We start from the raw sequence: 23061 nt of genomic DNA, 5'->3' as shown, positions 1-23061 counted from the left end.
CGGACGGAAGGACAGGGACATGAGCGACAGCGCCAACTGGGCGCAGCCGGTCGACCGGCTGCACGTCGACGAGGCCCAGCGCGACCACGCCTTCAACCTCGAGGGCAAGAGGGTCGCCGGCCCCCAGCAGGGCTTCGGCTCGCTGTGGGACCGCAGGTTCACGATCGCGCTCGGGACCGCTGTCGGCGCCGAGCGGCTGATCGCCGACTGGAGGGCGCATTTCGGCGAATTCTGGCCGAAAGGGAACACCTTCTACAGCGGTGACGCCGCCATCCGGGCGGGCGACGTGACCCCGCTGACGGCATCGGGCGCCACGACCGGCATCCTCGTCATCTACGCCGACGAGACGTCCTTCAGCTACCTCACTCCCGAGGGCCACATGCTCTCCGGCATGATCACGTTCTCGGCGCGGGAAGACGCCGCATCGGGCACCGTCGCAGAGATCCGGATGCTCGTGCGCCCGCACGATCCCCTCATCCAGCTCGTGTGGCCGGTCGGCCGCACCGCGGAGGGGAGCATGTGGCGACGGACCCTCGAGAACCTCGCCGCGTCGTACGGCGTGACGGGCGCCCCCGTCACCGAGCACTCGGTGTGCGTCGACCGACGCATGATCTGGAAGAACTGGCGCAACGTCCGCGGGAACGTCTTCTTCGCGACCTTCCGCCACCGCGTGACCCATCGGAAGCACGCGGCGTCCTGATGAGCACCGGGCGGGAGGATGTCACGACGCGCAGGCGGGCGTGGCTCGTCGACGTGCTCGCGCTCGCGATCCTCCTGACCCTCCCCCTTGATTTCGCGCGGGCCGCAGGAAGCGGCGGGTTCTGGGAGCGGCTCGCCGCCTCGGCCAGCATCCTCCCGTTCGTCTTGGTGACGCTCTTCACCGGCTGGTCGATCGCGCGGCGCCGACCGCACCTCGCGCTCGGCTGGCTCCTGCTCGCCATCCCGGGCCTGTTCTCGGTGTTCGTGCTCGCGAACCTCGCGGGCATGGCCGTGCAGGGCACGAATCCCGCCCTTGCCAGCTGGTTGTTCGTGATCGGCGGCGGACCCGACTCGAGCTCGACGAGCGGAAACTGGATGCTGCCGATCGGGCTCCTCCTCACGCAGATCCCCCTGCGGTTCCCGGACGGCCGCCCGCCGTCGCTCCGCTGGACGTGGCTCGCCTGGTACGCCGCGATCGGGCCGGTCGCGGGCGCGCTCATCATCGACACGCAGGCCGCCACACTCGCTCCCGGGGTCCCGAATCCGATCCACATCGAATGGGGAGCGCTCGAGGGGCCGGCCGCGGCCGCCGCGCTCGTGCTCGGGCTCGCCGTGCCCGCCGCGCTGTGCATCGCCTCGCTCTTCGTGCGCTACCGCTCGGGGTCCGATGTGGAACGGACCCAGCTGCGCTGGATCTTCTGGGCGATGACCACCGCGATGAGCGCGCTGGTCCTCAGCTGGACGACGCTGCTGTTCGGCGGCGACACGGCCCCCGGCGCGCTGGGCCTGCTGTCGCAGGCGATGAGCGCGTTCGGCACGCTCGTCTACGCGCTCATCCCGCTGTCGATCCTCTTCGCCGTGCTCCGCTACGACCTCTACGCGATCGACCGGGTGATCTCACGCACCGCGTCGTACGCGATCGTCACGGCGGTGATCGTCGCGGGCTACGTCGCGATCATCGTCGGCCTCACCGCCGTCATCCCCCGGCTCCCGTCCGTCGCTGTCGCCGTCGCGACGCTCGCCGCGGCGGCCGCCTTCCTGCCCCTCCTGCGTGCGGTGCGCCGGCGCGTCGACCGCCGCTTCAACCGTGCGGCCTACGACGCGCAGAAGGTCGCGGACGGCTTCGGCGAGCGCGTGCGCAACGGCGCCGATCCCCACACGGCCGCCGCCGACCTCGCGAGAGCGGTGGACGACTCGCTGCAGCCGACGGCGCTCGCCGTGTGGACGAGGACGCCGTCGTGACCGTGCGGCAGGTGTGGTGGCGGGTCGGCCTCTGGGCCGTCGTCGCGGGATGTCTCGCCGTCGGCGTGTGGGTCGGGTCGTACGGCGAGTGGACGATGCTGTTCGGCTTCGGCGCCTGGCCGGTCGTCGGCGCCGTCATCCTCAGCGAGCGGCCGCGCAACGGCGTCGGCTGGTACCTCATCGGAATGTCCGTGTACGCGGCCCTCATGGCGCCGAGCCTCGTGCCCGCGCTGATGCAGGGTCTGCCCGTGTGGATCGAGCTCACGTCGTGGGCCGTCTCGAGCTCGTTCTGGCTGCTCGTCCCGGGGATCGCGCTCGTCTTCCCGAGCGGGCGGATCCAGACGCGACTCGGGTTCGCGACGATGTGGATCTACATCGTCGATGTGACCGTGAACACGTTCTTCGCACTCTTCGACCCCTCGACGTTGCAGAGCCCGAACGCCACGGGGCGGGCGAACCCGCTCGGGATCCCCGCGTTCGGCGACATCGCGCACGTGTGGGTCTCGACGATCCAGTATCCGGCGTTCATCGCCGTCTTCGTCATGGCCCTGCTCGATCTGATCCTCCGCTGGCGCCGCGCGGATGCGACCGAGCGTCTGCAGTACCGCTGGTTCGTCTTCGGCGTCAGCGGGATGGTCGTCACCATCTTGGGCGCCCTCCTGCTCGCCATCCCGGTCCCGGCGATCATGACGAGCCCCATCGGCCGTGCGATCCCCACCCTCGCCCTCAATCTGCCTGCGCTGACCATCGGGATCGCGATCACCCGGCACGGCCTCTACTCGATCGGACGCGTCATCTCGCGGACGGTCACCTACGCGATCGTGCTGGTCACCCTCGTCGCCCTGTACACCGCGATCGTCGTGGGCATCGGCACCCTCGTGCCCGTCGACAACCCCATCCCGGTCGCGCTCGCCACGGTCGTCGCGGCCGCCGTCTTCCTGCCTCTCCTTCGCTGGGTCCAGCGGTGGATCGACCGCCGGTTCGACCGCGCGCGCTATGACGCGGAACGCGTCGTCGAGGCGTTCGGCGCGAAGCTGCAGGCGGGGATCGACCCGGAGACGACGGTTCCCGAACTCGCAGCTGCGGTCGACGAGGCGCTGCGCCCGATGTCGATCGGGGTGTGGCGGCGATCATGACGGATGCCGACGCGGTCGTGGTGGGTGCGGGGCCCAACGGTCTCGTCGCCGCGATCGTCCTCGCCGAAGCGGGCCTGCGGACGATCCTCTTCGAGGCGGCATCGCGCCCGGGTGGCGCGCTGCGCACTGAGGAGCTCACCCTCCCCGGGTTCCGGCACGACGTCGGGGCGACGGTGCACGCTCTCGCCCTCGCATCCCCAGCCTTCCGTGCGCTCCAGCTCGAACGCGATGGACTCGCCTTCGCCCACCCCGCCCTGCCGCTCGGACACGCGCTCGCCCCCGGCCGGTCCGTCCTCCTCGACCGCGATCCCGCCCGGACCGCCGAGGGACTCGGCGTCGACGGCCCCCGGTGGAACGCGGTGCTCGGCGGGTTCGCACGGAAATGGGAGGGGGTGGCGTCCGCCTCCCTCGACCTCACGCGGATCCCGCCCGAGCACCCCGCGACCCTCATCGACTTGGGTCTGCACGGGGCTTTCCCCGCCACCTTCCCGATCAGGCGGGTCTTCCGCGACGACCCGGCCCGAGCACTGTTCGCCGGACTCGCCGTGCACGCGGGGCTCCCGCTGACGGCGCTCGGCAGCGCCGCCTTCGGGATCGTGCTCGGATCGCTCGCGCACGGCGTCGGCTGGCCGGTCGCGGTCGGCGGCTCGGAACGCGTCGCAGAGGCGCTCGTCGAGCGGTTCACCACGCTCGGCGGCGAGATCATCACGGGACGCCGCATCCGGTCCCTCGACGAGCTGCCGGCCGCCGGGGTGACGATCCTCGACGTCGACGCCCGGCAGTTCGCCCGCCTCGCGGGCGACCGGCTGCCCCCGGGCTACCGCAGGAGGCTCGAGCGGTGGCGCACGGGTCCCGGCGTCTTCAAAGTCGACTGGGCGCTGGATGCCGCGATCCCGTGGGCGGACGAGGCGCTGTCCGGCGCGGGCACGGTGCACCTCGGAGGCAGCGCGGAGACCGTCATCGCGAGCGAGGCGGCGGCGCACCGCGGTGCCGTGAGCGGCGAGCCGTACGTCCTGCTCGTGCAGCCGACGGTCGCGGACGCCACCCGGGCCCCCGCCGGCAAGCACACCGCGTGGGCGTACATCCACGTCCCGAACGGATGGGACGGCGACGCGACCGGCTTGATCGAGCGGCGCATCGAGTCCTTCGCGCCCGGGTTCCGCGACCGCATCCTCGCCCGGCATGCCTTCTCGCCCGCAGCCCTCGAGGCGTGGGACGCGAACCTCGTCGGCGGCGACATCGGCGGGGGTGCGAACGACTGGCGTCAACTGTTCGCGCGCCCCCGTGCCGCGCTCGCGCCGTGGCGCACCCCGATTCCCGGGGTCTGGCTCGCGAGTGCATCGACGCTCCCCGGCGGCGGAGCGCACGGCATGGCGGGATGGAACGCAGCTCACGACGCCGTGCGGCGCGCGGGGTCGCCGGCGCACACGCGTCGGGTACAGTCGCTCGCATGAGCGGACGGATGCCGAAGCGGCTGTACGAGGACGAACTCAAGGCGCTGCAGGCTCGGCTCGTCGACATGCAGGCGTGGGTCCAGGCCACCGGCGCGCGCGTCATGGTCATCTTCGAAGGGCGGGACGCCGCAGGCAAGGGGTCCACGATCAACCGCGTCGCCCAGTACCTCAACCCCCGCGTCACCCGCATCGTCGCCCTCCCGACCCCGACGGAGCGCGAGAGGTCGCAGTGGTACTTCCAGCGCTACGTGGCGCACCTGCCCGCGGCGGGCGAGATCGTCCTGATGGACCGCTCCTGGTACAACCGCGCGGGCGTCGAGCACGTCATGGGCTACTGCACCAACGCGCAGTACCATCGCTTCCTCCACCAGGCGCCGATCTTCGAGCGGATGCTCGTGGAGGACGGCATCCTGCTCCTGAAGTACTGGTTCAGCGTGTCCGACGTCGAGCAGGAGCTGCGGTTCCGGTCGCGCAATGACGACCCGATGCGACGGTGGAAGCTCAGCCCCAACGACGTCCTGTCCATCACGAAGTGGGAGGACTACTCCCGCGCGAAGGACACGATGTTCGTGCACACCGACATCCCCGAGGCGCCCTGGTTCGAGGTCGACAACGAGGACAAGCGGCGCGGGCGCATCAACATGATCCACCATCTGCTCTCGCGGATCCCGTACACGCTCGTCGACCGGGAGCCGATCGGCATCCCTCCGCGTCCCGAGCCGGGTGGGTACGAGCGTCCGCCGCGCGAGCTCTCGACGATCGTCCCCGACTACGCGGCCGCGCTCGAGGAGCAGCGCCGGGCGTGATCCCGCGGGTCAGCGCCGGATGGCGTTGATGGCGAGGTTGAGCACGCGCTCGCGCTGCGCCTCGTCGTCGAAGGATGCCACGGCAGCCACACCGGAGACGAGCTTGACCACGTCGCCGATCGTGATGTCGGGATCGACCTCGCCGGCCTCCTGTGCGCGGATGAGAAGGGGTTCGCCGGCCGACAGCATGATGGCGCGGCACTCGCCGAGCACCGAGGACTGACGGTTGAGGCCATCCAGGAGCGCGTGCTTCGTGCCCACGTACGTGACGAAGCGATCGAGCCAGGCGCGCAGCGCTTCCCACGGCTCGAGGTCTGCGACCTCCAGCGCGGCATCGGCGAGCGCGTCGACCTCGCCGAGGTAGAGCGTCTCGATCAGGTCGTCGCGGGTCGGGAAATTGCGGTACAGCGTTCCGATGCCGACACCCGCGCGGCGGGCGATGTCTTCAAGTGATGCCGTCGAACCGTCCTCCGCGAACGCGGCACGGCCCGCCACGACCAAGGCGTCGAAGTTGCGCGCGGCGTCGGCGCGCTTCGGTCGCCGCTCATCGAGGGCGGAGACACGCTCTGCGACCGGCATTCGGACGACCTCTCGGAATCGGGAAGAAAAAATCGGTGGAGCCACTTGCTAAACGGAGGCCCCCTCCGGTACTGTCAATCCGGAGGCAACCTCCGTTCGGAGACCTGCTCTCACTTTACCCCTCCTCCACCGAATCCGCATCCTCTGGAAAGGCCCTTCATGCCCGCTTCCACATCCACCCGTGCGGCGTTCCTCGCGATCGCGCTGAGCGTCGCCTCCCTCGCCCTCCTGCAGAACCTCGTCATCCCGGTCATCCCGCTCATCAGCTCCGACTACGGCGTGACGGCGGACGCCGCGTCCTGGACCAACACGTCGTGGCTCATCGCCGCAGCGGTCGCCACTCCCCTCCTCGGTCGCATCGGCGACCTGCGCGGGAGGCGCAACACGTTCCTCGCAGTGCTGGCCGTCGTGATGATCGGCGACATCGTCGCCTCCTTCGCCCCGAACCTCACCGTCCTGATCCTCGGGCGCGTCCTGCAGGGCGTCGGCGGAGCGCTGTTCCCCCTCGCCTTCGGTCTGCTGCGCGACGTCATGCCGCGCGAGCGGCTCACGGGTGCGATCGGCGCCACGAGCGCGATCATCGGCATCGGCGGCGCCGCGGGGAGCGTCCTGGCCGGACCCCTCGCGGAGCTCCTCGGGTGGCGCGGCATCTTCGCCGTCCCGTTCGTCACGGCGCTCGCCGGCATCCTCCTTGTCCTGATGCTCGTCCCCCGCACCGGAGCACGCGCGCAGGGACACGTCAACGCCCTGTCGGCGACGCTGCTCTCCGGCTGGCTCATCGCCCTCCTGGTTCCGCTCAGCTCCGGCACGCGCTGGGGCTGGACCTCCCCGCTGACGCTCGGCCTCTTCGCGATCGCAGCACTGCTGTTCACGGCGTGGATCATCGCCGAGCTGCGCTCGTCCGAGCCGCTCGTAGACCTGCGTCTGGTCGCCGGACGCGCGATCTGGCCGGTCAACGCCGCCGCTCTGCTCATCGGCGCCGCCGCCTTCGGGTTCTGGGGCTACCTGCCGCAGTTCCTCGAGACGCCCGCGGCGTCCGGCTGGGGCCTCGGCCTCGGCGTGCAGGGGGCCGGCTTCGCGCTCCTGCCGCTCCTCATCGGGATGTCCGGCGTCGGGTTCGCCACCGGCGCGATCGCCCGCATCATCCCGCTGCGGATCATGATGGCCCTCGGCGCCCTGTTCATGGCCGGGGGAATCGTGCTCGCGATCGTCGAGCACGCGAGCATCCTCGCCCTCGCCCTCTCCGGAGGCGTGTTCGGCCTCGGCATCGGACTCGCCTACGCCTCGACGGCCAGCATCATCGTCGAGAGCGTGCCGGCGGACCGCACCGGCATCGCGACGGGGGTCAACGCGAACCTCCGCACGATCGGCTCCGCGATCGGGTCGGCGTTCACGACGGCCGTCGTGTTCGGCTCCGTCCGCGCCGGCGGGGCTCCGGCACTCGACGGCTACACGGTCGCGTGGCTCACGCTCGCCGCGGGAGCCGTGGTGGCGGCCGTCATCGTGCTGGCCGTCCGCCCGCCGCGACGGAAGGATGCGGTGGCCGCGCTCGAGATCGAGCAGCCCGAACCGGAGCTCGCCGACGCAGCCTGACTCCGGCTCCCCCGATCTCGCGCGCATCCCGCGAGCCGCCGATCCCTGGTCTCCCGAGAGCGGGGATGCCGGTGACACCAGCCGCAAGGCGACCTGTTTCGATGCGAACCCCCGGCCTCATGCGAGACCGGGGGTTCGCGCGTGCGCCCGAGGAGAGAGCGTCAGCCGCGGAGGATGTCGGCGCGCGCCGTCGCGCGCTCGTCCGCCGTGATGACGCCGCGACGCTCGAGGTCGTCGAGGCGCGCCAGCCGCTCCTCCACGCTCGTCGGCGCCGGCGCCCCCTTCAGGACGTCGCTGTTCACCAGCTTGGCGGCGATCTGCGCGTCGACGGTGAGCGGGTCGATGCCCGCACCGCGGAGCACCGCCCATTTCCGGATCGCGACCACGACGACGAAGACGACCATCGCCGCGAAGAGGAGCATGAACAGGATCATGAGGAATCCCATTCCACCGAACGTCGTCACGACCGGATCGTTCACCTGGTCGACCGGCGGGGAGAAGGTGTCGTCCGCATGCATCCCATCACATTAGCGGCGGCTACGCGCTCACCGGAGAATCAGTCGCGGACGCGCACCGAGAGGCAGGTCACGCAGCCTTCGAGCTTCTCGAACTCGGAGATCGGAGTCGTCACGACCTCGAGCCCGCGGGCGCGGAACCGCTCCGCGGTCTCCGGCGCGTCCGACGACATCAGTACGGTGTGCTCGTCGAGGACGACGACGGCGGTGCCGTGCTCCTCCGGCACTCCCTCGAACGTCGGGTAGAACCGCGGGTCGTCGACGAGCGGCTCGTAGCCGATGATGGTGCCGTCCGGCAGCGCGGTGACGCCGCTCTTCAGGTGCAGCACCTTGCTGACCGGCACCGCGACGACGTTCCATCCGCGTGGCGAGAGCAGGTCGCCCAGCTGCGCTATGCCCGCGTCGTTCGTGCGGAGCGTGCGGCCGACGTACACCGTGCGGCCGACCTTCAGCACGTCGCCGCCGTCGAGCGTGCCCGGTTCGGCGATCTGCAGATACGGGATGCCGGCGCCCTCGAGCGTCGCACGGGCCGTCTCGATCTCCCCGCGGCGCGAATCCGCGCCCGGCCTGGTGACCACCGCGACGTCGCCGAACATGACCACGGCGTCCTCGACGAACACACCGTCCGCGTGCTCGTCGGCGGGGGCGATGTCGATGACCTCCCAGCCGCGCGAGCGGTACACATCGACGTACTGCTCCCACTGCTGCAGTGCGAGATCCGCATCCACCGGGACGCGTTCGATGTGGGTCAGCTCGCCTTCGGCGAGGCGCGGCGACGGACGGCGTACGAGGAGGCGTGGCATGCGTCCATCCTCCCACCCCGTCAACCGGCCGAATCCGTCGCGATGGATGACGACGATTCAGACCGGGCGAACGGGATCGCCTGAACGGACTCAGGGGCGCCGCATCCCGAACCGCGCGTCCTCACGGATCTCGAAGTAGTCCACCGGTCCCCCGCCGCGCACGATCGGGCGGGCGGCGACCGTGTCGTAGACGCCGTTCGCGACGAGCTCCTCCGTGATGTGCACCATGACGACCTCGCCCAGTGCGACCCATCCCTCTGTCGCCTCGCCGCGCGCGTCGCGCAGGTTGATCAGCTGCGTGAGCCGGCATTCGAAGGCGACAGGAGCGCCCGCCACGCGCGGCGGGGCGACGAGGGTCGACGGCACGCCGGCGAGCCCCGCGAGCTCGAACTCGTCGATCTCGGCTGCGACCTCTGCCGAGGTGGCGTTCATCGCCTCGCCCTGCGGCCGGGTGGCGAGATTCCACACGAACTCCCCGGTCGCCTGGACGTTCGCGACGCTGTCCTTCCACCTCGTCGTCGTGAAGCCGACGATCGGCGGGCGATACGAGAACAGGTTGAAGAAGCTGAACGGCGCCAGATTCCGCACGCCGTCGGACGACAGCGTCGAGATCCACCCGATCGGTCGCGGCGCGACGATCGCATTCAGCGGATCGTGGGCGAGCCTGTGCCCAGCGCCCGGCTCGTAGGAGTGCATCCGGGTCAGACGGTGCCGGGGTAGTCGCGGCGCGTGGCCCCCGTGTACAGCTGCTGCGGGCGGCCGATCTTCGTCGCCGGGTCGCTGACCGCCTCGCGCCACTGGGCCAGCCAGCCGGGCAGGCGTCCGATGGCGAACAGCACCGTGAACATCCGCGTCGGGAACCCCATCGCCTTGTAGATGACGCCGGTGTAGAAGTCGACGTTCGGGTACAGGCGACGCTCGCGGAAGTAGTCGTCGTTCAGCGCGATCTCCTCGAGCTCCTTCGCGAGGTCGAGGAGCGGGTCACTGATGCCGAGCTCGGCGAGGACCTCGTCGGCCGACTCCTTCACGAGCTTCGCGCGCGGGTCGTAGTTCTTGTAGACCCGGTGGCCGAAGCCCATGAGCTTGACGCCGTCCTCCTTGTTCTTCACCCGCTCGACGAAGCGCTGCACGCTCTCCCCCGAGTCGCGGATGCGGCCGAGCATGTCGAGGACGGCCTCGTTGGCGCCGCCGTGCAGCGGCCCGTAGAGCGCATTGATGCCGGCGGAGATGGAGGAGAACTGGTTCGCACCGGTCGAGCCGACGAGCCGCACCGTGGAGGTCGACGCGTTCTGCTCGTGGTCTTCGTGCAGGATGAGGAGCCGCTCGAGCGCCCGCGACATCACGGGGTTGACCTCGTACGGCTCGGACATCACGCCGAAGTTGAGCTTCAGGAAGTTGTCGACGAAACTCAGCGAGTTGTCCGGGTAGAGGAACGCCTGGCCGACACTCTTCTTGTGCGCGTAGGCGGCGATGACGGGGAGCTTCGCGAGCATCCGCACCGTGTTGAGCTCGACGTGCTCGGGGTTGTGCGGGTCGGACTCGTTCTCGTAGTAGGTCGACAGCGCCGAGACAGCCGACGACAGCACCGACATCGGGTGCGCGGTGTGCGGCAGCGCCGAGAAGAAGCGCTTCAGGTCCTCGTGGAGAAGCGTGTGGTGGCGGATGCGCTCATCGAAGTCCGCCAGTTCGTCCGCCGTCGGCAGCTCGCCGTAGATGAGCAGCCAGGCGACCTCGAGGTACGTGCTGTTCTTCGCGATCTGCTCGATCGGATAGCCGCGATAGCGAAGGATGCCCTGGTCGCCGTCGATGAACGTGATGGCCGAGCGGGTCGCCGCGGTGTTCACGAAGCCGTAGTCGAGAGCGGTGTGGCCGGTCTGGCGGGTCAGCGTCGAGAGGTCGATGCTCGGGTGCCCGTCGGTTCCGTGCAGGATCGGCAGCTCGGCGGTCGTGTCGCCGATCGTGAGAATCGCCTTCTCCGGCTGGGTGGCCGCATCAGTCACGGCGCCTCCTTGCGAGTCCTGGTCGGCAGGTTCCTGACCGTCTTGAGGGGGACGCGCCCGGGCGCGATGCCGGGCGAGGCGATGCGGCGGGTGGCCGGCATCTTGTACAGCCTAATGCGCCCGACCGACCATGTTGGACGACACCAAAGGATGCCACCTCCGAATGGAGGTCCTCTACGAGAACGGCGTCAGGATGCCGCGCGCAGGCGTCTGGCCGCCGCATCCACCCGCTCGTCGGTCGCCGTGAGCGACAGTCGGATGTGCTGTGGGAAGTGGGTGCCGTAGAAGTGGCCGGGGCCGGCGAGGATGCCGAGATCGGCGAGCCGGTCCATGCTCTCCCAGGCGTCCCGACCCTCGGTGGCCCACAGATAGAGCCCTGCCTCGCTGTGGTCGAGGCGGAAGCCCGCAGCCTCGACGGCGGGCTTCAGGATCTCCCGGCGCCGGCGGTAGCGCTCGCGCTGTTCGGCGACGTGCACGTCGTCGCGGAGCGCGGCGGCCATCGCCGCCTGCACCGGTGCGGGGAGCATGAGCCCGAGGTGCTTGCGCGCGGTCAGCAGCCGCCCGACGAGGCTGCGGTCGCCCGCGACCAGCGCGGCACGGTAGCCCGCGAGGTTCGACTGCTTGCTGAGCGAATACACCGCCAGGACGCCGTCGGCGTCTCCCCCGGTGACGCTCGGATCCAGCACGGAGGGGATGGACGCGACGTCCCAGCCGAGTTCCGCGTAGCACTCGTCGCCCGCGACCACGGCGCCGAGTTCGCGAGCGCGCTCGACCGCGGCGCGCAGGGTGTCGACATCCAGCACGCGCCCGTCGGGGTTGCCCGGCGAATTGAGCCACACGAGTCGCGTGGCCGCGGGCCACTCGGCCGGATCGTCCGACGCGAACGGCGTCGCGCCGACGAGTCGCGCGCCGACCTCATACGTCGGGTACGCCGCGCGCGGGTGCACGACGACGTCCCCCGGGCCGAGGTCGAGCAGCAGCGGCAGGAGGGCGACGAGCTCCTTGGAGCCGATCGTCGGCAGCACCTGGTCGCGCGTGAGGCCCGCGACCCCGCGCCGGCGCGCGAACCACTCCGTGATCGCGTCCCGGAGGTCCGGGGTGCCGACGGTCTGCGGGTAGGCGTGTGCGTCCGTGGCCGCCTTCAGCGCCTCGACGACGACCGACGGCGTCGGATCGACCGGCGACCCGATGGACAGGTCGACGATGCCGTCCGGGTGGCTGCGGGCACGCGCGGCATACGGCGCGACGGCGTCCCACGGGTAGTCGGCGAGATCGGCGACGCCCATCGCGGGTTACGGAGCCTGCGGCGGCAGGGCCGCGACGATCGGGTGATCCTTGTGGATGACGCCGACCTTGGCGGCACCCCCCGGCGAGCCGATGTCGTCGAAGAACTCGACGTTGGCCTTGTAGTAGTCCTGCCACTCGTCGGGCAGGTCGTCTTCGTAGTAGATCGCCTCGACGGGGCACACGGGCTCGCACGCGCCGCAGTCGACGCACTCGTCGGGGTGGATGTAGAGCGAGCGCTCGCCCTCGTAGATGCAGTCCACAGGGCACTCGTCGATGCAGGCGCGATCCTTGACATCGACGCACGGAAGAGCGATCACATACGTCACGCTCGCAAGTCTAGTTGCCCGCGGAGGTCCGGTTACGGGAGCGGTCCGGCCAGACGAGCGCGATCACCGCCATGACCGGCACCGCGATCGTCCACACCGTCCCGAGGTTGATGGGGCCGAGCATGTCGAGCTTCCCGCTCGGCACGATGACGGAGCCGCCGGGGCCGGGGCCCGAGAACACGAAGGTCGCGATGACGAGCCCGAGTCCGCACGCGAGCGTCGCCCACCGGTCGCCGGTGAGGAGCCGCACGGCGGCGAGCAGCGCCCCCGCGCCGATGATCGCCAGGATCAGGCCGATCGGAACGGGCCCGATGACGTACGCATGCGCGATCGTGCCCGCCACGCCGAAGACGGCGCCCGCGACGAGCGCGATGATCCAGGTGAACACGCGACTCCAGGAGAAACCCACCGGACGAGTCTAGGCCGCCCATCCCCAGAGCCGGAGGAGAGCCGCGACCACGGCCGCGGCCGCGACGACGACGAGGAACGGCGCGCGCAGCATGAGGAGCCCGGCTGCGACCAGCACGGCCGGGACACGCGCATCCACCACGATCGCCTGCCCCGCACCCAGGGTCTGGACCATGACGAGGGCCGCGAGGAGTGCGACCGTGAGGAGGTCCGCGATGCGCGAGGGGCGCGGCAGCTCCAGGATGCGGGCCGGCAACAGGTAACCCGCGGTCTTCAGTGCGACGCAGACGATGGATGCGATCAGCACGGCGTTCCACAGGGTCACGGCAGGCCCTCCCGCTCCGGGACGTCGTCCGGCTCCGCCGTGGGTGCCGCCGGGCCGAACCAGCCCACCGCGATCGCCACGAGCGCGGCGATCAGCACCGGGATCCCGGGCATCAGGAACGGCGTCAGGACCGTCGCCACGACGGCTGCGGCCACGCCGACCGCGATCGGCTGGCGTCGTCTCAGGCGCGGCCACAAGAGCGCGAGGAACGCCGCGGCGGCCGCCGCATCCAGTCCGTACGCCTTCGGATCCCCCACGACGTCGCCGAGGAGCGCCCCGACGAGCGTGGTGAGGTTCCAGCCGACGTAGATCGCGATGCCGGTGACCCAGAAGCCGACACGACGCGCATGGCCGCTCGACTGCGCGAGCGCGATCGCGGTCGACTCGTCGATCGTGAAGTGCACGGCGCCGACGCGTCGCCAGAACGTGGTGCCGACCACCGGCGCCATCCGCATGCCGTACGCGGCGTTGCGCACACCGAGCATCGCCGCCGACGCGATCGCAGTCGGGAGCGCCGCCAGGCCCCCGGCCCCGAACACCCCGATGAAGGCGAACTGCGACCCGCCCGTGAACATCAGCAGGCTGAGGACGCACGTCTGCCAGACATCGAGTCCGGATGCGGTGGCCAGCGCGCCGAACGACACGCCGTATGCGCTCGTGGCGAGCGCGACGCCCAGACCGGATCGTGCCGCGCGCCGCGACTCGGCGCGGGCCGACTCCGCGTCCGACGCGCCCTGCGGGTGCGGCGCGTCGTCGGGTGGAGTCACCCGACGAGCCTAGCGACGCGCAGGGACGCCCCGGCGTGCCACCACGGCATCCGTGGCCGGGTCGGCCGCCGGGGACGGTGCCCGCGACAGACCTCAGGCGTTGGCGTCCTGGCGCTTCAGGCGCGAAGCCGCGCGGCCGCGCTCGGTCGCGTCCAGGACCACCTTGCGGATGCGCACCTTCTCGGGGGTCACCTCGACGCATTCGTCGTCGCGCGCGAACTCGAGGCTCTCCTCGAGGGACAGCGTGCGCGGCGGGGTCATCGACTCGAACGTGTCCGCCGTCGAAGAGCGCATGTTGGTGAGCTTCTTCTCCTTGGTGATGTTCACGTCCATGTCGTCGCCGCGCGAGTTCTCGCCGATGACCATGCCCTCGTAGACCTCTTCGGTCGGCTGCACGAAGAACGACATGCGTTCCTGCAGCGCGATGATCGCGAACGGCGTGACGACGCCCTGACGGTCGGCGACGATCGAGCCGTTCTGGCGCGTCGTGATGTGGCCGGCCCACGGCTCGTACCCGTGCGAGATGGCGTTGGCGATGCCGGTGCCGCGCGTGGTCGTGAGGAATTCGGTGCGGAAGCCGATGAGGCCGCGCGACGGGACGACGAACTCCATGCGCACCCATCCGGTGCCGTGGTTGGTCATCGTCTCCATGCGGCCCTTGCGACCCGCCAGCAGCTGCGTGATCGCGCCGAGGTACTCCTCCGGCGAGTCGATCGTCAGGTGCTCGAACGGCTCGTACGTCTTGCCGTCGACCTTCTTCGTGACCACCTGCGGCTTGCCGACGGTCAGCTCGAAGCCCTCGCGCCGCATGTTCTCGACGAGGATGGCGAGAGCCAGCTCGCCGCGACCCTGGACCTCCCACGCGTCGGGACGGCCGATGTCGACGACCTTGAGCGACACGTTGCCGATCAGCTCGCGGTCGAGGCGGTCCTTCACCATGCGCGCGGTCAGCTTGTGGCCCTTGACCTTGCCGACGAGGGGCGACGTGTTCGTCCCGATGGTCATCGAGATGGCCGGGTCGTCGACGTGGATCGCCGGAAGCGGACGGACGTCCTCCGGGTCCGCGATCGTCTCGCCGATCGTGATCTCCTCGATGCCGGCGATCGCGACGATGTCGCCGGGGCCGGCGCTCTCGGCGGGGTAGCGCTCGAGGGCGCGGGTCTTCAGGAGCTCGGTGATGCGCGCGTTCGAGTGCGAGCCGTCGTGGCGCACCCACGCGACCGTCTGCCCCTTCTTCAGCGTGCCGTTGAAGACGCGCAGCAGCGCGAGGCGGCCGAGGAACGGGCTCGAGTCGAGGTTCGTGACCCACGCCTGCAGCGGCGCGTCGTCGTCGTAGCTCGGTGCGGGGACGTGCTCGAGGATCGCCTCGAACAGCGGCTCGAGGTCGTCGTTGTCTGGCAGGTCGCCGTTGGCGGGGCGGGTGCGGGAAGCGGCGCCCGCGCGCCCGCTCGCGTAGACGACCGGGACGTCGAGCAGCGCGTCGACGTCGAGGTCGGGGACGTCCTCGTGCAGGTCGGAGGCCAGCCCCAGGAGGAGGTCGTGGCTCTCCTCCTCGACCTCCGCGATGCGGGCGTCGGGACGGTCGGTCTTGTTCACGAGCAGGATGACGGGCAGCTTCGCCTCGAGCGCCTTGCGCAGGACGAAGCGGGTCTGCGGCAGCGGGCCCTCGCTCGCATCCACCAGCAGGACCACACCGTCGACCATCGACAGCCCGCGCTCGACCTCGCCGCCGAAGTCGGCGTGGCCGGGCGTGTCGATCACGTTGATCGTCACCGGAACATCGGTGTGCACCCCGTTGTAGGTGATCGCCGTGTTCTTCGCGAGGATCGTGATCCCCTTCTCGCGCTCGAGGTCGTTCGAGTCCATCGCGCGCTCTTCGACATGCGCGTGCTCGCCGAACGAGCCGGTCTGACGCAGCATGGCGTCGACGAGCGTCGTCTTGCCGTGGTCGACGTGGGCGACGATCGCGACGTTGCGGAGGTCCGAGCGGAGGGCGTGCGCCATGACGGTGTCCTTGGGATAGGGGATGCGCCCGGAATCGGGCCGTCTGCCATCCTACCGCGACGCGCCTGTGATCATTCTGCGACGGCCCTCCGCCGCGCCACCGCTACTCCGTTGCTTCGTCGCTGCCGAGCCCGAGCGCCTCCAGCCGCAGCGTCCGACGCGCGTGCTGCAGATCGGGATCCGGCACCGGCACGGCGGCCAGCAGACGCTGCGTGTAGGCCTCCTGCGGGTAGCGCAGGATCTGCTCGCGCGTGCCGACCTCGACGAGCTTGCCGTGCCGCATCACCGCGATGCGGTCGGCGAGCACATCGATGACCGCGAGGTCGTGCGTGATGAAGAGGCACGCGAAGCCCTTCTCGCGCTGCAGTTCGCGCAGGAGCTCCAGAACCGTCGCCTGGACCGACACGTCGAGCGCGCTCGTGGGCTCGTCCGCGACCAGCAGTCGCGGGTCGAGCGCCAGCGCGCGAGCGATGCCGACACGCTGCTTCTGGCCGCCGGACAGCTCGTGCGGGTAGCGCGAGGCGTACTGACGCGGAAGGCGGACCGACTCGAGGAGGCCGCGCACGCGCTTCTCGAGCGCCGCGCCCTTCACCTTCTCGTGCAGGTAGATCGGCTCCCCGATCGAGTCGCCGATCGTCAGCCGCGGGTTCAGCGAGCTCGACGGATCCTGGAACACGATGCCGACGCTCTCGTGCAGGTGACGGATGATCTCGCGGTTGGGGCTCGAGATGTCGACGCCGTTGACGATGAGGCTTCCCGAGTGGATGGGGAGCAGACCCACCGTCGCACGGCCGAGCGTCGTCTTCCCGGACCCGGACTCACCCACGAGCCCCAGGACCTCGCCCTCGTGGATCGTCATGTCGATCTCGTCGGCAGCGCGGAACGCCGGCACGCGACCGTGCTTGGGGTATTCGATCGCGACGTTCTTGAACTCCACGACGACGGGCGCGTCAGGCGCCCTCTCGGACTCCGCGATCACCCGCTGGGCGGTGGTCGTGGGCGCCGCGTCGGACTCGGCATCCGCGAGGGCCGCGGTGATGTCGAGCGACTTCGCGTCCTCGCTGCCCTCACCGAGTCGGGGGACGGCGTCGAGCAGGGCCTGCGTGTACGGATGCTGCGGGTTGGCGAACACGTCCTTGACGTTTCCGCGCTCCACGAGCTCGCCGGACCGCATGACGACGATGCGGTCGGCCATGTCGGCGACCACGCCCATGTCGTGCGTGATGAGGAGGATGGCCGTGCCGAGGCGCTCCTGGAGCGACCGCATGAGCTCGAGGATCTCGGCCTGGACCGTGACGTCGAGGGCCGTCGTCGGCTCGTCGGCGATGAGCAGCACGGGGTCGCACGCGACCGACTGCGCGATCATCGCGCGCTGACGCTGACCACCGGACAGCTGGTGCGGGTACGACGCGAAGGCCTTCTCCGGGTCGGGCAGCTCCACGAGACCGAGCAGTTCGATCGCGCGAGCACGCGCCTCCGAGGGCGACATGCCGAAGTGCTGACGGAGCGTCTCGATGATCTGGAACCCGACGGTGAGCACCGGGTTCAGGGCCGTCATGGGCTCCTGGAAGATCATCGAGATCTGCTTGCCGCGCACGCGCTGCATGTCGCGCGGCTTGAGGCCGATCAGCTCGCGGCCGCGCAGCTTGACGCTGCCGCTGACCCGGGAGTTCTTGGGAAGGAGGCCGAGGATCGCCATCGAGCTGACGGACTTGCCAGAACCCGACTCGCCGACGATCGCGAGGACCTCACCGGCGGAGACCGAGTACGAGACGCGCTTGGCCGCAGGCACCCACACGTTGTCCACGCCGAAGTCGACGTTGAGGTCGGTCACCTCGAGCACAGGACCGGACTCGGAGTGCGGAGCGGCCGGGGGCGTGGTGGTCATGAACGGATTCCTTCCGAGCGCGGGGTGCCTGTGGGCACGACGTCGCGCACTGACGATGCGAGGATGAACTCGTGGTTGAACGCACGCGACTGGTATTCCGATCGAACACGAACAAGTTCATCGCGATCGCGAGCTGGTGTCTGCTGGGACTCGGCGTCATCGCCGCGTTCCTCACCGGCAGCCCGAGAGGACTGCTCGGTCTGGTGCCGATCGCGCTGATCGCGTTCGGCATCTGGGAGCTGTTCTGGCGCCCGCGCGTCGACGTGGACGACGACGGCGTGACGCTGGTGAACCAGTTCCACACGATCGGCATCCCGTGGGCGAAGGTGGTCGACGTCGACACCAAGTGGGCGCTGACGATCGTCACCCCCGACCGCCGCTACCGCGCCTCCGCGGCACCGGCGCCGGGCGCGGTCACCCGCCCCAACATGACGGGTGCCGCCCGCACGGGCCGCGTCTCGGACGGGAGCATCCGCAAGGCGGATGCTCCCGGCACCGATTCCGGGGATGCGGCGACGATCGTCCGCACCCGGCTGCAGGCCATGGCCGAGGCCGGCACGCTGCCGATCGGCGAGGCCGCGACGACGCGCGTCACGACCCGCGTGCACTGGCTGAGCATCGCGGCTCTCGTGGTGCTCGCCGCAGCGAGCATCGCGATCACCTACGGCTGATCTCGTCACAGCTGGTCTCCGCCGTGCAGGTCGTCCCCGCGGCGCGGGTCCTGCTGGTCGCGCCCACGGTCTTCGACCGGCCGATCGGCGGTGTACATCGTGAGCGGGAGCTCGGGGTGCGCAGCGGCTTCAGCATCCTGAGCCAACTCCGCCTGCACCTCTGCCGAGACCGGCACGTCCTTCACGCGGCGCCGGTTGAAGCGCTTGCTGCGCGGGTCGAACGCCTGGCGCAGGGCGTCACCGGCGACGTTCGCGGACAGGGCGAGCGTGACGATGAACAGGGCGGGCCACCAGAACAGCCACGGACGCACCGTGAACGCGGACTGGTTCGCACCGATGAGGAGACCCAGCGACACATCAGGAGAGCGGATCCCGTAGCCGAGGAGCGAGATCGCCGCCTCGAGCAGAATGGCGCCCGCCGCGAGCAGTGAGCCCGCCACGATGATGACACCGGCGGCGTTCGGCAGGATGTGCTTGAAGATGATCCGGGCGTCGGAGGCGCCCGCGACGCGTGCGGCTTCCACGAACTCGCGTTCGCGCAGCGAGAGGAACTCGCCGCGCACGAGACGGGCGATCACCATCCAGCTGAAGAATCCCAGCATGATGCCGAGGATCCACACGCCGATCGCACCGGCCCAGTTGCCGACGACCGACGCGATGACGATCGCGGGGATGACGATGAACACGTCCGTGATGCGCATCAGCACGGAATCCACCCAGCCGCGGTAGTAGCCGGCCAGAGCACCGACGATGATGCCCGCGATCAGGGCGATGCCGGTGATCAGGATCATCGCGATGAACGAGTTCTGGATGCCGCGCATCGTCATGGCGAAATAGTCGCGGCCGATGCGGTCCTGACCGAAGGGATGGATGCCCAGCTTGAAGGGCCACCACTGCAGGGTCGGTGCGCCGTCGTTCACGATCCCCGAGCGGGGGATGTCGTAGTAGTTCCAGATCCACCAGCCGTGGACCGACCCGATGCCGATCGAGCTGACGGAGAGGATCAGCACGAGCACCAGGACGACGAGGGCGATGATGCCCGACTTCGCACCGAGGAAGCGTCGGAAGACGAGCTTCCCCTGGCTGACCGGCTTCTCGTCGGCGACCGCGTCGACGAGGCTGGGAAGAGACGAATCGGTCATCAGCGGACCCTCACTCTCGGGTCGAGCGCCGCGTAACTGAGGTCGGCGAGGAAGTTGAACGTGATGGCCATGACCGCGATCACGAGGAAGTACCCCATCACCGGATAGATGTCACCCGGCCCGAGCGACGCTTGGAACAGCTGTCCCATTCCCGGGATTGCGAAGATGTACTCGGTGATGATCGCGCCACCCAGCAGCGCGCCGAGGTCGGTCGCCACGAGAGTCGTGATCGGGATCAGCACGTTGCGGAATGCGTGGCGCACGACGACGACCCGCTCCGGCATGCCCTTGGCGCGCGCAGTGCGGACATAGTCCTGGCCGAGCACCTCGATCATGCCCGCGCGGGAGTACCGCGTGTACTGCGCGAACGAGATCACGAGCAGCGACACGGTCGGCAGCACGAGATGGAAGAACACGTCGAGGCCCGACCTCCACATGTTGCCCGGATCGTAGCCCGGCGTGGACGAGCCGACCGTCGCGAGCGGGCGCCCGTTCATGTCGGACATGTACCCCGGGAACGACTGCATGAAGCGGTCGATCAGGATCAGGAACGAGATGAGGAATGCGAGGATGGCGCCGAGGCGCATGTTCTGCTTGCGATCGTCGCCGCCGACGAACCAGCCGACCGCGAGGCCCACGGCGATCGCGAGGAGACCGAGTCCGATGACGAGGATCGGCGTGGCGACGTCCAGAAGGGGCTGGATCACGAAGTACGTGATGATGCCGATGACCGACACGATACCGGCTGTGATCAGCGCTTTACGCTGATGGAGACCCGCGAGCAGCGCGGTGAGGCCGATGGCCATCGCGACCGTGATCACGATGATGCCGAACGGACCGATGTTGGGCGTCAGGAACCAGCCGGTCGCGCTCATGTAGATGAGCAGGCCCGAGGTGACGACGAAGTTGATCCCGAAGGCCAGGAGGCGACGACGGGCGTCTCCCCCCACCACGGCTTGGACGATCACGCCCATCACGACGCCGAGCAACAGCGACACCCAGATCGGGATCACCGGATCCTGCAGGAAGTTGTTGTAGCCGATGGCGACGAAGCTCTTGAGCATCGCGGCGGCGAGGAACGACGGCAGCGAGAACAGGAACAGGCTGATCACGGTGAAGCTGGAGTCGAACCCGCTGTTCTCGCGGATCGCGGAGAGGATGCCGGTCATCAGACCGAAGAGGATGGCGAGCACGAGCGCGCCCGTGACCATCTGGACCGTGGAGCCCATGGCGGTCGGCAACAGCTCTGTCACCGGTGCGCCGTGGAAGTTGGTACCGAGGTCGCACTGGTTGGCGAACGGGATGAGGCACTTGGCCACGCCGCCGAGCCACATCGCCCAGCGGACAGGAGGGGACACATCGAGGTGCGCGATCTGGATGCGCGCCTGGATGAGCTGCTGCTTGTTGGGGTTGTTGGACTCGCGGAGATCAGCGAGGGGGTCGGTGGACAGCGCGACCAGATTGAACATCACGAACGAGGCCGCGACGAGAATCAGGACCGAGACACCGATCCGGCGGAGGACGAATCCTATCAAGGGACTTCCTTGGGGTGACAGGGAGCCGGCGGTCCGCCGCGGATCGCGAGGAAGACCGGTCGAGAGGACAGAATACGCGAGCGTCGGGGGTGGCGCCTATTCAGACGCCACCCCCGAGCTGCATCACTTACTTGGAGCTGGTGCTGGTCTTGACCGACCAGTCCCAGGTGTTCCAGACCGGACCGGTCTGGTTACCCATGTACTTGACGCCGTCCACCTTCTTGGACACGCCCCACACACCGGCCGCCTGGAAGAGCGGGAGGCCGTAGCCGTTCGTGAAGGCGATCTTGTCGATCTCCATCGAGAGGCTGGTGACCTTGTTCGGGTCGAGCGTGGTCTGCGTTGCGACAGCCTGGTCGTTCGCGAGGGTGAAGTTGTTGTAGTTACCGCCACCCCCGGTCTGGAACAGCTGCGGGATCTGCGCCGTGCCGACACCCGGGCTGATCCAGCCGAAGATCGACGCGTCGTAGTTGCCACCGGGCAGCAGCGACGACCACTTCGGGTCACCGCCGTCGACCACGTTGAAGCCGGCCTGCTTCGCCGAGGCCTGGATGGCCTGGAACTCGTCGACGCGGTTCGGGTTCTTCGTGTTGTAGAGGATCTTCACCGACGGGTTGGTGACGCCGGCCTCGGTGAGGAGCGACTTGGCCTTCGCGATGTCGACCTTGCTGTACGCGTCGGAGCCGTTCTGCTTGACCGTCTCAGCGTACTGAGCCTGGTTCGGCAGCCAGATCTGCGAGTTGAGCGGCTTGGCCGACGGGTTGATCGGCTTGACGATCGCGTCGACGATCTGGTCGCGCGGGATCGTGAGCAGGAACGCCTCACGGACCTTCGCGTTCTGGAACACCGGAGCCTTGAAGTTCAGGTCGAGGTGGTCGTAGGACACCTGGTTGCCCGTGAGGACGTTGATGCCGGAGACCGCGTCGAGCGACTTCTTGGTGTCAGCGGAGGCCTGCGGGTAGGCGATGTCGACCTCGCCGTTCTGCAGAGCGGTGACCTGAGCGGCCGAGTCGCCGATGATGCGCAGCACGAGCTTGTCGATGCTGGGCTTCAGCTTGCCCTTGTACTCCGGGTTCTGCGAGAACTCGATCGACTGACCGGGCGTCCAGTTCGTCATCATCCACGGGCCGGCCGAGACCAGGAGGTCCTTGTCGGTCGGCATGCTCGTGATGTCGTAGCCCGTGTTGACGAAGTCCGCCGCCTTCTTGAGCTCGGCGTTCGGGGCGGCCGGGCTGGCCGGGTTGCCCTTCGGCAGGCTCTTGAGGAGGGCCGTCAGCGCCGCGGCGTCGGCGAGGCCGGCCTTCTTCGCGACGATGTGCGCCGGCTGCGCCAGCGGGTTCAGGAGCTCCCAGTCGACGTACGGCGTGCCGTACTTCAGCGTGATCGACATGTTGTCGTCGCCGACCGTCGGGTAGGCGGTCGAGTCGACACCGGCGGTCGAGCCGGCGATCGAGAAGTACTGCGTGCCCTTGGTGACGTTGCCGTCGGCGTCGAGCGTCGCGTCGTCGTAGTAGCCCGAGGCGATCGCCCAGCCGAGGACGAGGTCGTCAGCGGTGATGGGCTGGCCGTCCGACCACTTCACGCCCTTGTTCAGCGTGTACTTGACCGTCAGCGGGTCGCTCGACTCCTTCGTGTAGGTGCCGATGTCGGTGTTCTTGACCCACTTGAGGTTGTTGTCGGGGTAGCCGAAGGTGTTCGTCTGGCCCGTGAGGTACCCGACGAGGCCGTTGGTGTCCAGGTTGCCCTGAGGGGTGTTCTGGTTGAGCGACGTCATGTCGTTGACAGTCGCGACGCGGACCGTTCCGCCCGTCGGCTTGGCGCTGGGCGTAGTGCCCCCACCCGTCGACGAGCAGCCCGCAAGGACGAGAGCGCCCGCGGCCG

Annotated in this window: 22 protein-coding genes; 7 read left to right on the top strand and 15 right to left on the bottom strand. The window is 69.4% G+C overall.

The genetic code is table 11. The features are described from left to right. Positions 1 to 19 precede the first annotated feature (19 nt). From QSV35_RS16100 to ppk2, 5 genes are read left to right on the top strand one after another with little or no spacing between them, the layout of a single operon-like run. Entirely contained in the window at positions 20 to 700 is a 681-nt protein-coding gene (locus tag QSV35_RS16100; protein WP_286289816.1) for a DUF1990 family protein, read from the top strand. After that, positions 700 to 1941 carry a hypothetical protein gene (locus QSV35_RS16095; RefSeq protein WP_286289815.1) on the top strand — a complete coding sequence of 414 codons (1242 nt, stop codon included), beginning with the start codon at positions 700 to 702 and terminating at the stop codon, positions 1939 to 1941. The genes QSV35_RS16100 and QSV35_RS16095 overlap by 1 nt, the downstream gene beginning before the upstream one ends. Next, a complete protein-coding gene (locus tag QSV35_RS16090; protein ID WP_286289814.1) occupies positions 1938 to 3077 on the top strand; it encodes a hypothetical protein in 1140 nt (379 codons plus the stop codon). The genes QSV35_RS16095 and QSV35_RS16090 overlap by 4 nt, the downstream gene beginning before the upstream one ends. After that, positions 3074 to 4531: a phytoene desaturase family protein gene (locus QSV35_RS16085; RefSeq protein WP_286289813.1), complete on the top strand. Its 1458-nt coding sequence runs from the start codon at positions 3074 to 3076 to the stop codon at positions 4529 to 4531. Before QSV35_RS16090 ends, QSV35_RS16085 begins: the two co-directional genes overlap by 4 nt. 8 nt (positions 4532 to 4539) lie before the next feature. Then, the gene (ppk2, locus tag QSV35_RS16080; protein WP_286289902.1) at positions 4540 to 5337 is read left to right on the top strand and encodes a polyphosphate kinase 2; all 798 of its coding nucleotides are present in this window, start codon (positions 4540 to 4542) and stop codon (positions 5335 to 5337) included. Between the two features lie 9 nt (positions 5338 to 5346). On the opposite strand, the gene QSV35_RS16075 is transcribed toward ppk2, so the two are convergent. Beyond that, on the bottom strand, positions 5347 to 5916 hold the full coding sequence (locus QSV35_RS16075) for a TetR/AcrR family transcriptional regulator (RefSeq protein WP_286289812.1): 570 nt from the start codon (positions 5914 to 5916) through the stop codon (positions 5347 to 5349). A gap of 159 nt (positions 5917 to 6075) precedes the next feature. Here QSV35_RS16075 and QSV35_RS16070 point away from each other — a divergent pair, with 159 nt between their 5' ends. Continuing rightward, entirely contained in the window at positions 6076 to 7509 is a 1434-nt protein-coding gene (locus QSV35_RS16070; RefSeq protein ID WP_286289811.1) for an MFS transporter, read from the top strand. A 161-nt stretch (positions 7510 to 7670) separates the two neighbouring features. Here the strand turns inward: QSV35_RS16070 and QSV35_RS16065 are convergent, their stop codons facing one another. The 11 genes from QSV35_RS16065 to QSV35_RS16015 all read right to left on the bottom strand — a co-directional run bounded on the left by QSV35_RS16065 (position 7671) and on the right by QSV35_RS16015 (position 17832). Beyond that, complete coding sequence (locus tag QSV35_RS16065) at positions 7671 to 8027, bottom strand: SHOCT domain-containing protein (protein WP_286289810.1); 357 nt, start codon at positions 8025 to 8027, stop codon at positions 7671 to 7673. A 38-nt stretch (positions 8028 to 8065) separates the two neighbouring features. Next, positions 8066 to 8827, bottom strand: a complete 762-nt coding sequence (gene ddaH, locus QSV35_RS16060; RefSeq protein ID WP_286289809.1) for a dimethylargininase — start codon at positions 8825 to 8827, stop codon at positions 8066 to 8068. A gap of 90 nt (positions 8828 to 8917) precedes the next feature. Then, the gene (locus tag QSV35_RS16055; RefSeq protein WP_286289808.1) at positions 8918 to 9523 is read right to left on the bottom strand and encodes a flavin reductase family protein; all 606 of its coding nucleotides are present in this window, start codon (positions 9521 to 9523) and stop codon (positions 8918 to 8920) included. Positions 9524 to 9528: 5 nt separating this feature from the next. Continuing rightward, complete coding sequence (locus tag QSV35_RS16050) at positions 9529 to 10827, bottom strand: citrate synthase (protein ID WP_286289807.1); 1299 nt, start codon at positions 10825 to 10827, stop codon at positions 9529 to 9531. Positions 10828 to 11015: 188 nt separating this feature from the next. Next, complete coding sequence (gene dapC / locus QSV35_RS16045; protein WP_286289806.1) at positions 11016 to 12113, bottom strand: succinyldiaminopimelate transaminase; 1098 nt, start codon at positions 12111 to 12113, stop codon at positions 11016 to 11018. 6 nt (positions 12114 to 12119) lie between these two features. Beyond that, on the bottom strand, positions 12120 to 12440 hold the full coding sequence (gene fdxA / locus QSV35_RS16040) for a ferredoxin (RefSeq protein WP_286289805.1): 321 nt from the start codon (positions 12438 to 12440) through the stop codon (positions 12120 to 12122). Positions 12441 to 12450: 10 nt separating this feature from the next. After that, the gene (locus QSV35_RS16035; protein WP_286289804.1) at positions 12451 to 12849 is read right to left on the bottom strand and encodes a histidinol dehydrogenase; all 399 of its coding nucleotides are present in this window, start codon (positions 12847 to 12849) and stop codon (positions 12451 to 12453) included. A gap of 9 nt (positions 12850 to 12858) precedes the next feature. Next, on the bottom strand, positions 12859 to 13173 hold the full coding sequence (locus QSV35_RS16030) for an AzlD domain-containing protein (protein ID WP_286289803.1): 315 nt from the start codon (positions 13171 to 13173) through the stop codon (positions 12859 to 12861). Beyond that, a complete protein-coding gene (locus QSV35_RS16025) occupies positions 13170 to 13850 on the bottom strand; it encodes an AzlC family ABC transporter permease (RefSeq protein ID WP_286289901.1) in 681 nt (226 codons plus the stop codon). The genes QSV35_RS16030 and QSV35_RS16025 overlap by 4 nt, the downstream gene beginning before the upstream one ends. Positions 13851 to 14033: 183 nt before the next feature. Then, entirely contained in the window at positions 14034 to 15944 is a 1911-nt protein-coding gene (typA, locus tag QSV35_RS16020; RefSeq protein ID WP_286289802.1) for a translational GTPase TypA, read from the bottom strand. 103 nt (positions 15945 to 16047) lie between these two features. Further along, a complete protein-coding gene (locus QSV35_RS16015; RefSeq protein WP_286289801.1) occupies positions 16048 to 17832 on the bottom strand; it encodes an ABC transporter ATP-binding protein in 1785 nt (594 codons plus the stop codon). 71 nt (positions 17833 to 17903) lie between these two features. Here QSV35_RS16015 and QSV35_RS16010 point away from each other — a divergent pair, with 71 nt between their 5' ends. Further along, entirely contained in the window at positions 17904 to 18503 is a 600-nt protein-coding gene (locus QSV35_RS16010; RefSeq protein WP_286289800.1) for a PH domain-containing protein, read from the top strand. Positions 18504 to 18508: 5 nt separating this feature from the next. Here the strand turns inward: QSV35_RS16010 and QSV35_RS16005 are convergent, their stop codons facing one another. The 3 genes from QSV35_RS16005 to QSV35_RS15995 form a co-directional block, all read right to left on the bottom strand. Then, complete coding sequence (locus QSV35_RS16005) at positions 18509 to 19645, bottom strand: ABC transporter permease (RefSeq protein ID WP_286289798.1); 1137 nt, start codon at positions 19643 to 19645, stop codon at positions 18509 to 18511. Next, positions 19645 to 21180: an ABC transporter permease gene (locus QSV35_RS16000; RefSeq protein ID WP_286289797.1), complete on the bottom strand. Its 1536-nt coding sequence runs from the start codon at positions 21178 to 21180 to the stop codon at positions 19645 to 19647. The genes QSV35_RS16005 and QSV35_RS16000 overlap by 1 nt, the downstream gene beginning before the upstream one ends. Before the next feature lie 127 nt (positions 21181 to 21307). After that, positions 21308 to 22954, bottom strand: coding sequence for an ABC transporter family substrate-binding protein (locus QSV35_RS15995; RefSeq protein ID WP_286289796.1), 1647 nt, complete (start codon positions 22952 to 22954; stop codon positions 21308 to 21310). Positions 22955 to 23061 lie beyond the last annotated feature (107 nt).

This window comes from Microbacterium candidum, assembly GCF_030315975.1.
GTDB lineage: Bacteria > Actinomycetota > Actinomycetes > Actinomycetales > Microbacteriaceae > Microbacterium > Microbacterium candidum.
Note: the sequence above shows the minus strand (reverse complement) of the source record. Positions and strands in the feature narration are given on the sequence as shown.

Coding starts and splice junctions, on each gene's coding strand:
- typA (WP_286289802.1), bottom strand. CDS start 15,944: ATGGCGCACGCCCTCCGCTCGGACCTCCGCAACGTCGCGATCGTCGCC.
- QSV35_RS16065 (WP_286289810.1), bottom strand. CDS start 8,027: ATGCATGCGGACGACACCTTCTCCCCGCCGGTCGACCAGGTGAACGAT.
- QSV35_RS15995 (WP_286289796.1), bottom strand. CDS start 22,954: ATGACGTCGCTCAACCAGAACACCCCTCAGGGCAACCTGGACACCAAC.
- QSV35_RS16070 (WP_286289811.1), top strand. CDS start 6,076: ATGCCCGCTTCCACATCCACCCGTGCGGCGTTCCTCGCGATCGCGCTG.
- QSV35_RS16055 (WP_286289808.1), bottom strand. CDS start 9,523: ATGCACTCCTACGAGCCGGGCGCTGGGCACAGGCTCGCCCACGATCCG.
- QSV35_RS16015 (WP_286289801.1), bottom strand. CDS start 17,832: ATGACCACCACGCCCCCGGCCGCTCCGCACTCCGAGTCCGGTCCTGTG.
- dapC (WP_286289806.1), bottom strand. CDS start 12,113: ATGGGCGTCGCCGATCTCGCCGACTACCCGTGGGACGCCGTCGCGCCG.
- QSV35_RS16095 (WP_286289815.1), top strand. CDS start 700: ATGAGCACCGGGCGGGAGGATGTCACGACGCGCAGGCGGGCGTGGCTC.
- QSV35_RS16100 (WP_286289816.1), top strand. CDS start 20: ATGAGCGACAGCGCCAACTGGGCGCAGCCGGTCGACCGGCTGCACGTC.
- ppk2 (WP_286289902.1), top strand. CDS start 4,540: ATGCCGAAGCGGCTGTACGAGGACGAACTCAAGGCGCTGCAGGCTCGG.
- QSV35_RS16005 (WP_286289798.1), bottom strand. CDS start 19,645: ATGACCGATTCGTCTCTTCCCAGCCTCGTCGACGCGGTCGCCGACGAG.
- ddaH (WP_286289809.1), bottom strand. CDS start 8,827: ATGCCACGCCTCCTCGTACGCCGTCCGTCGCCGCGCCTCGCCGAAGGC.
- QSV35_RS16085 (WP_286289813.1), top strand. CDS start 3,074: ATGACGGATGCCGACGCGGTCGTGGTGGGTGCGGGGCCCAACGGTCTC.
- QSV35_RS16075 (WP_286289812.1), bottom strand. CDS start 5,916: ATGCCGGTCGCAGAGCGTGTCTCCGCCCTCGATGAGCGGCGACCGAAG.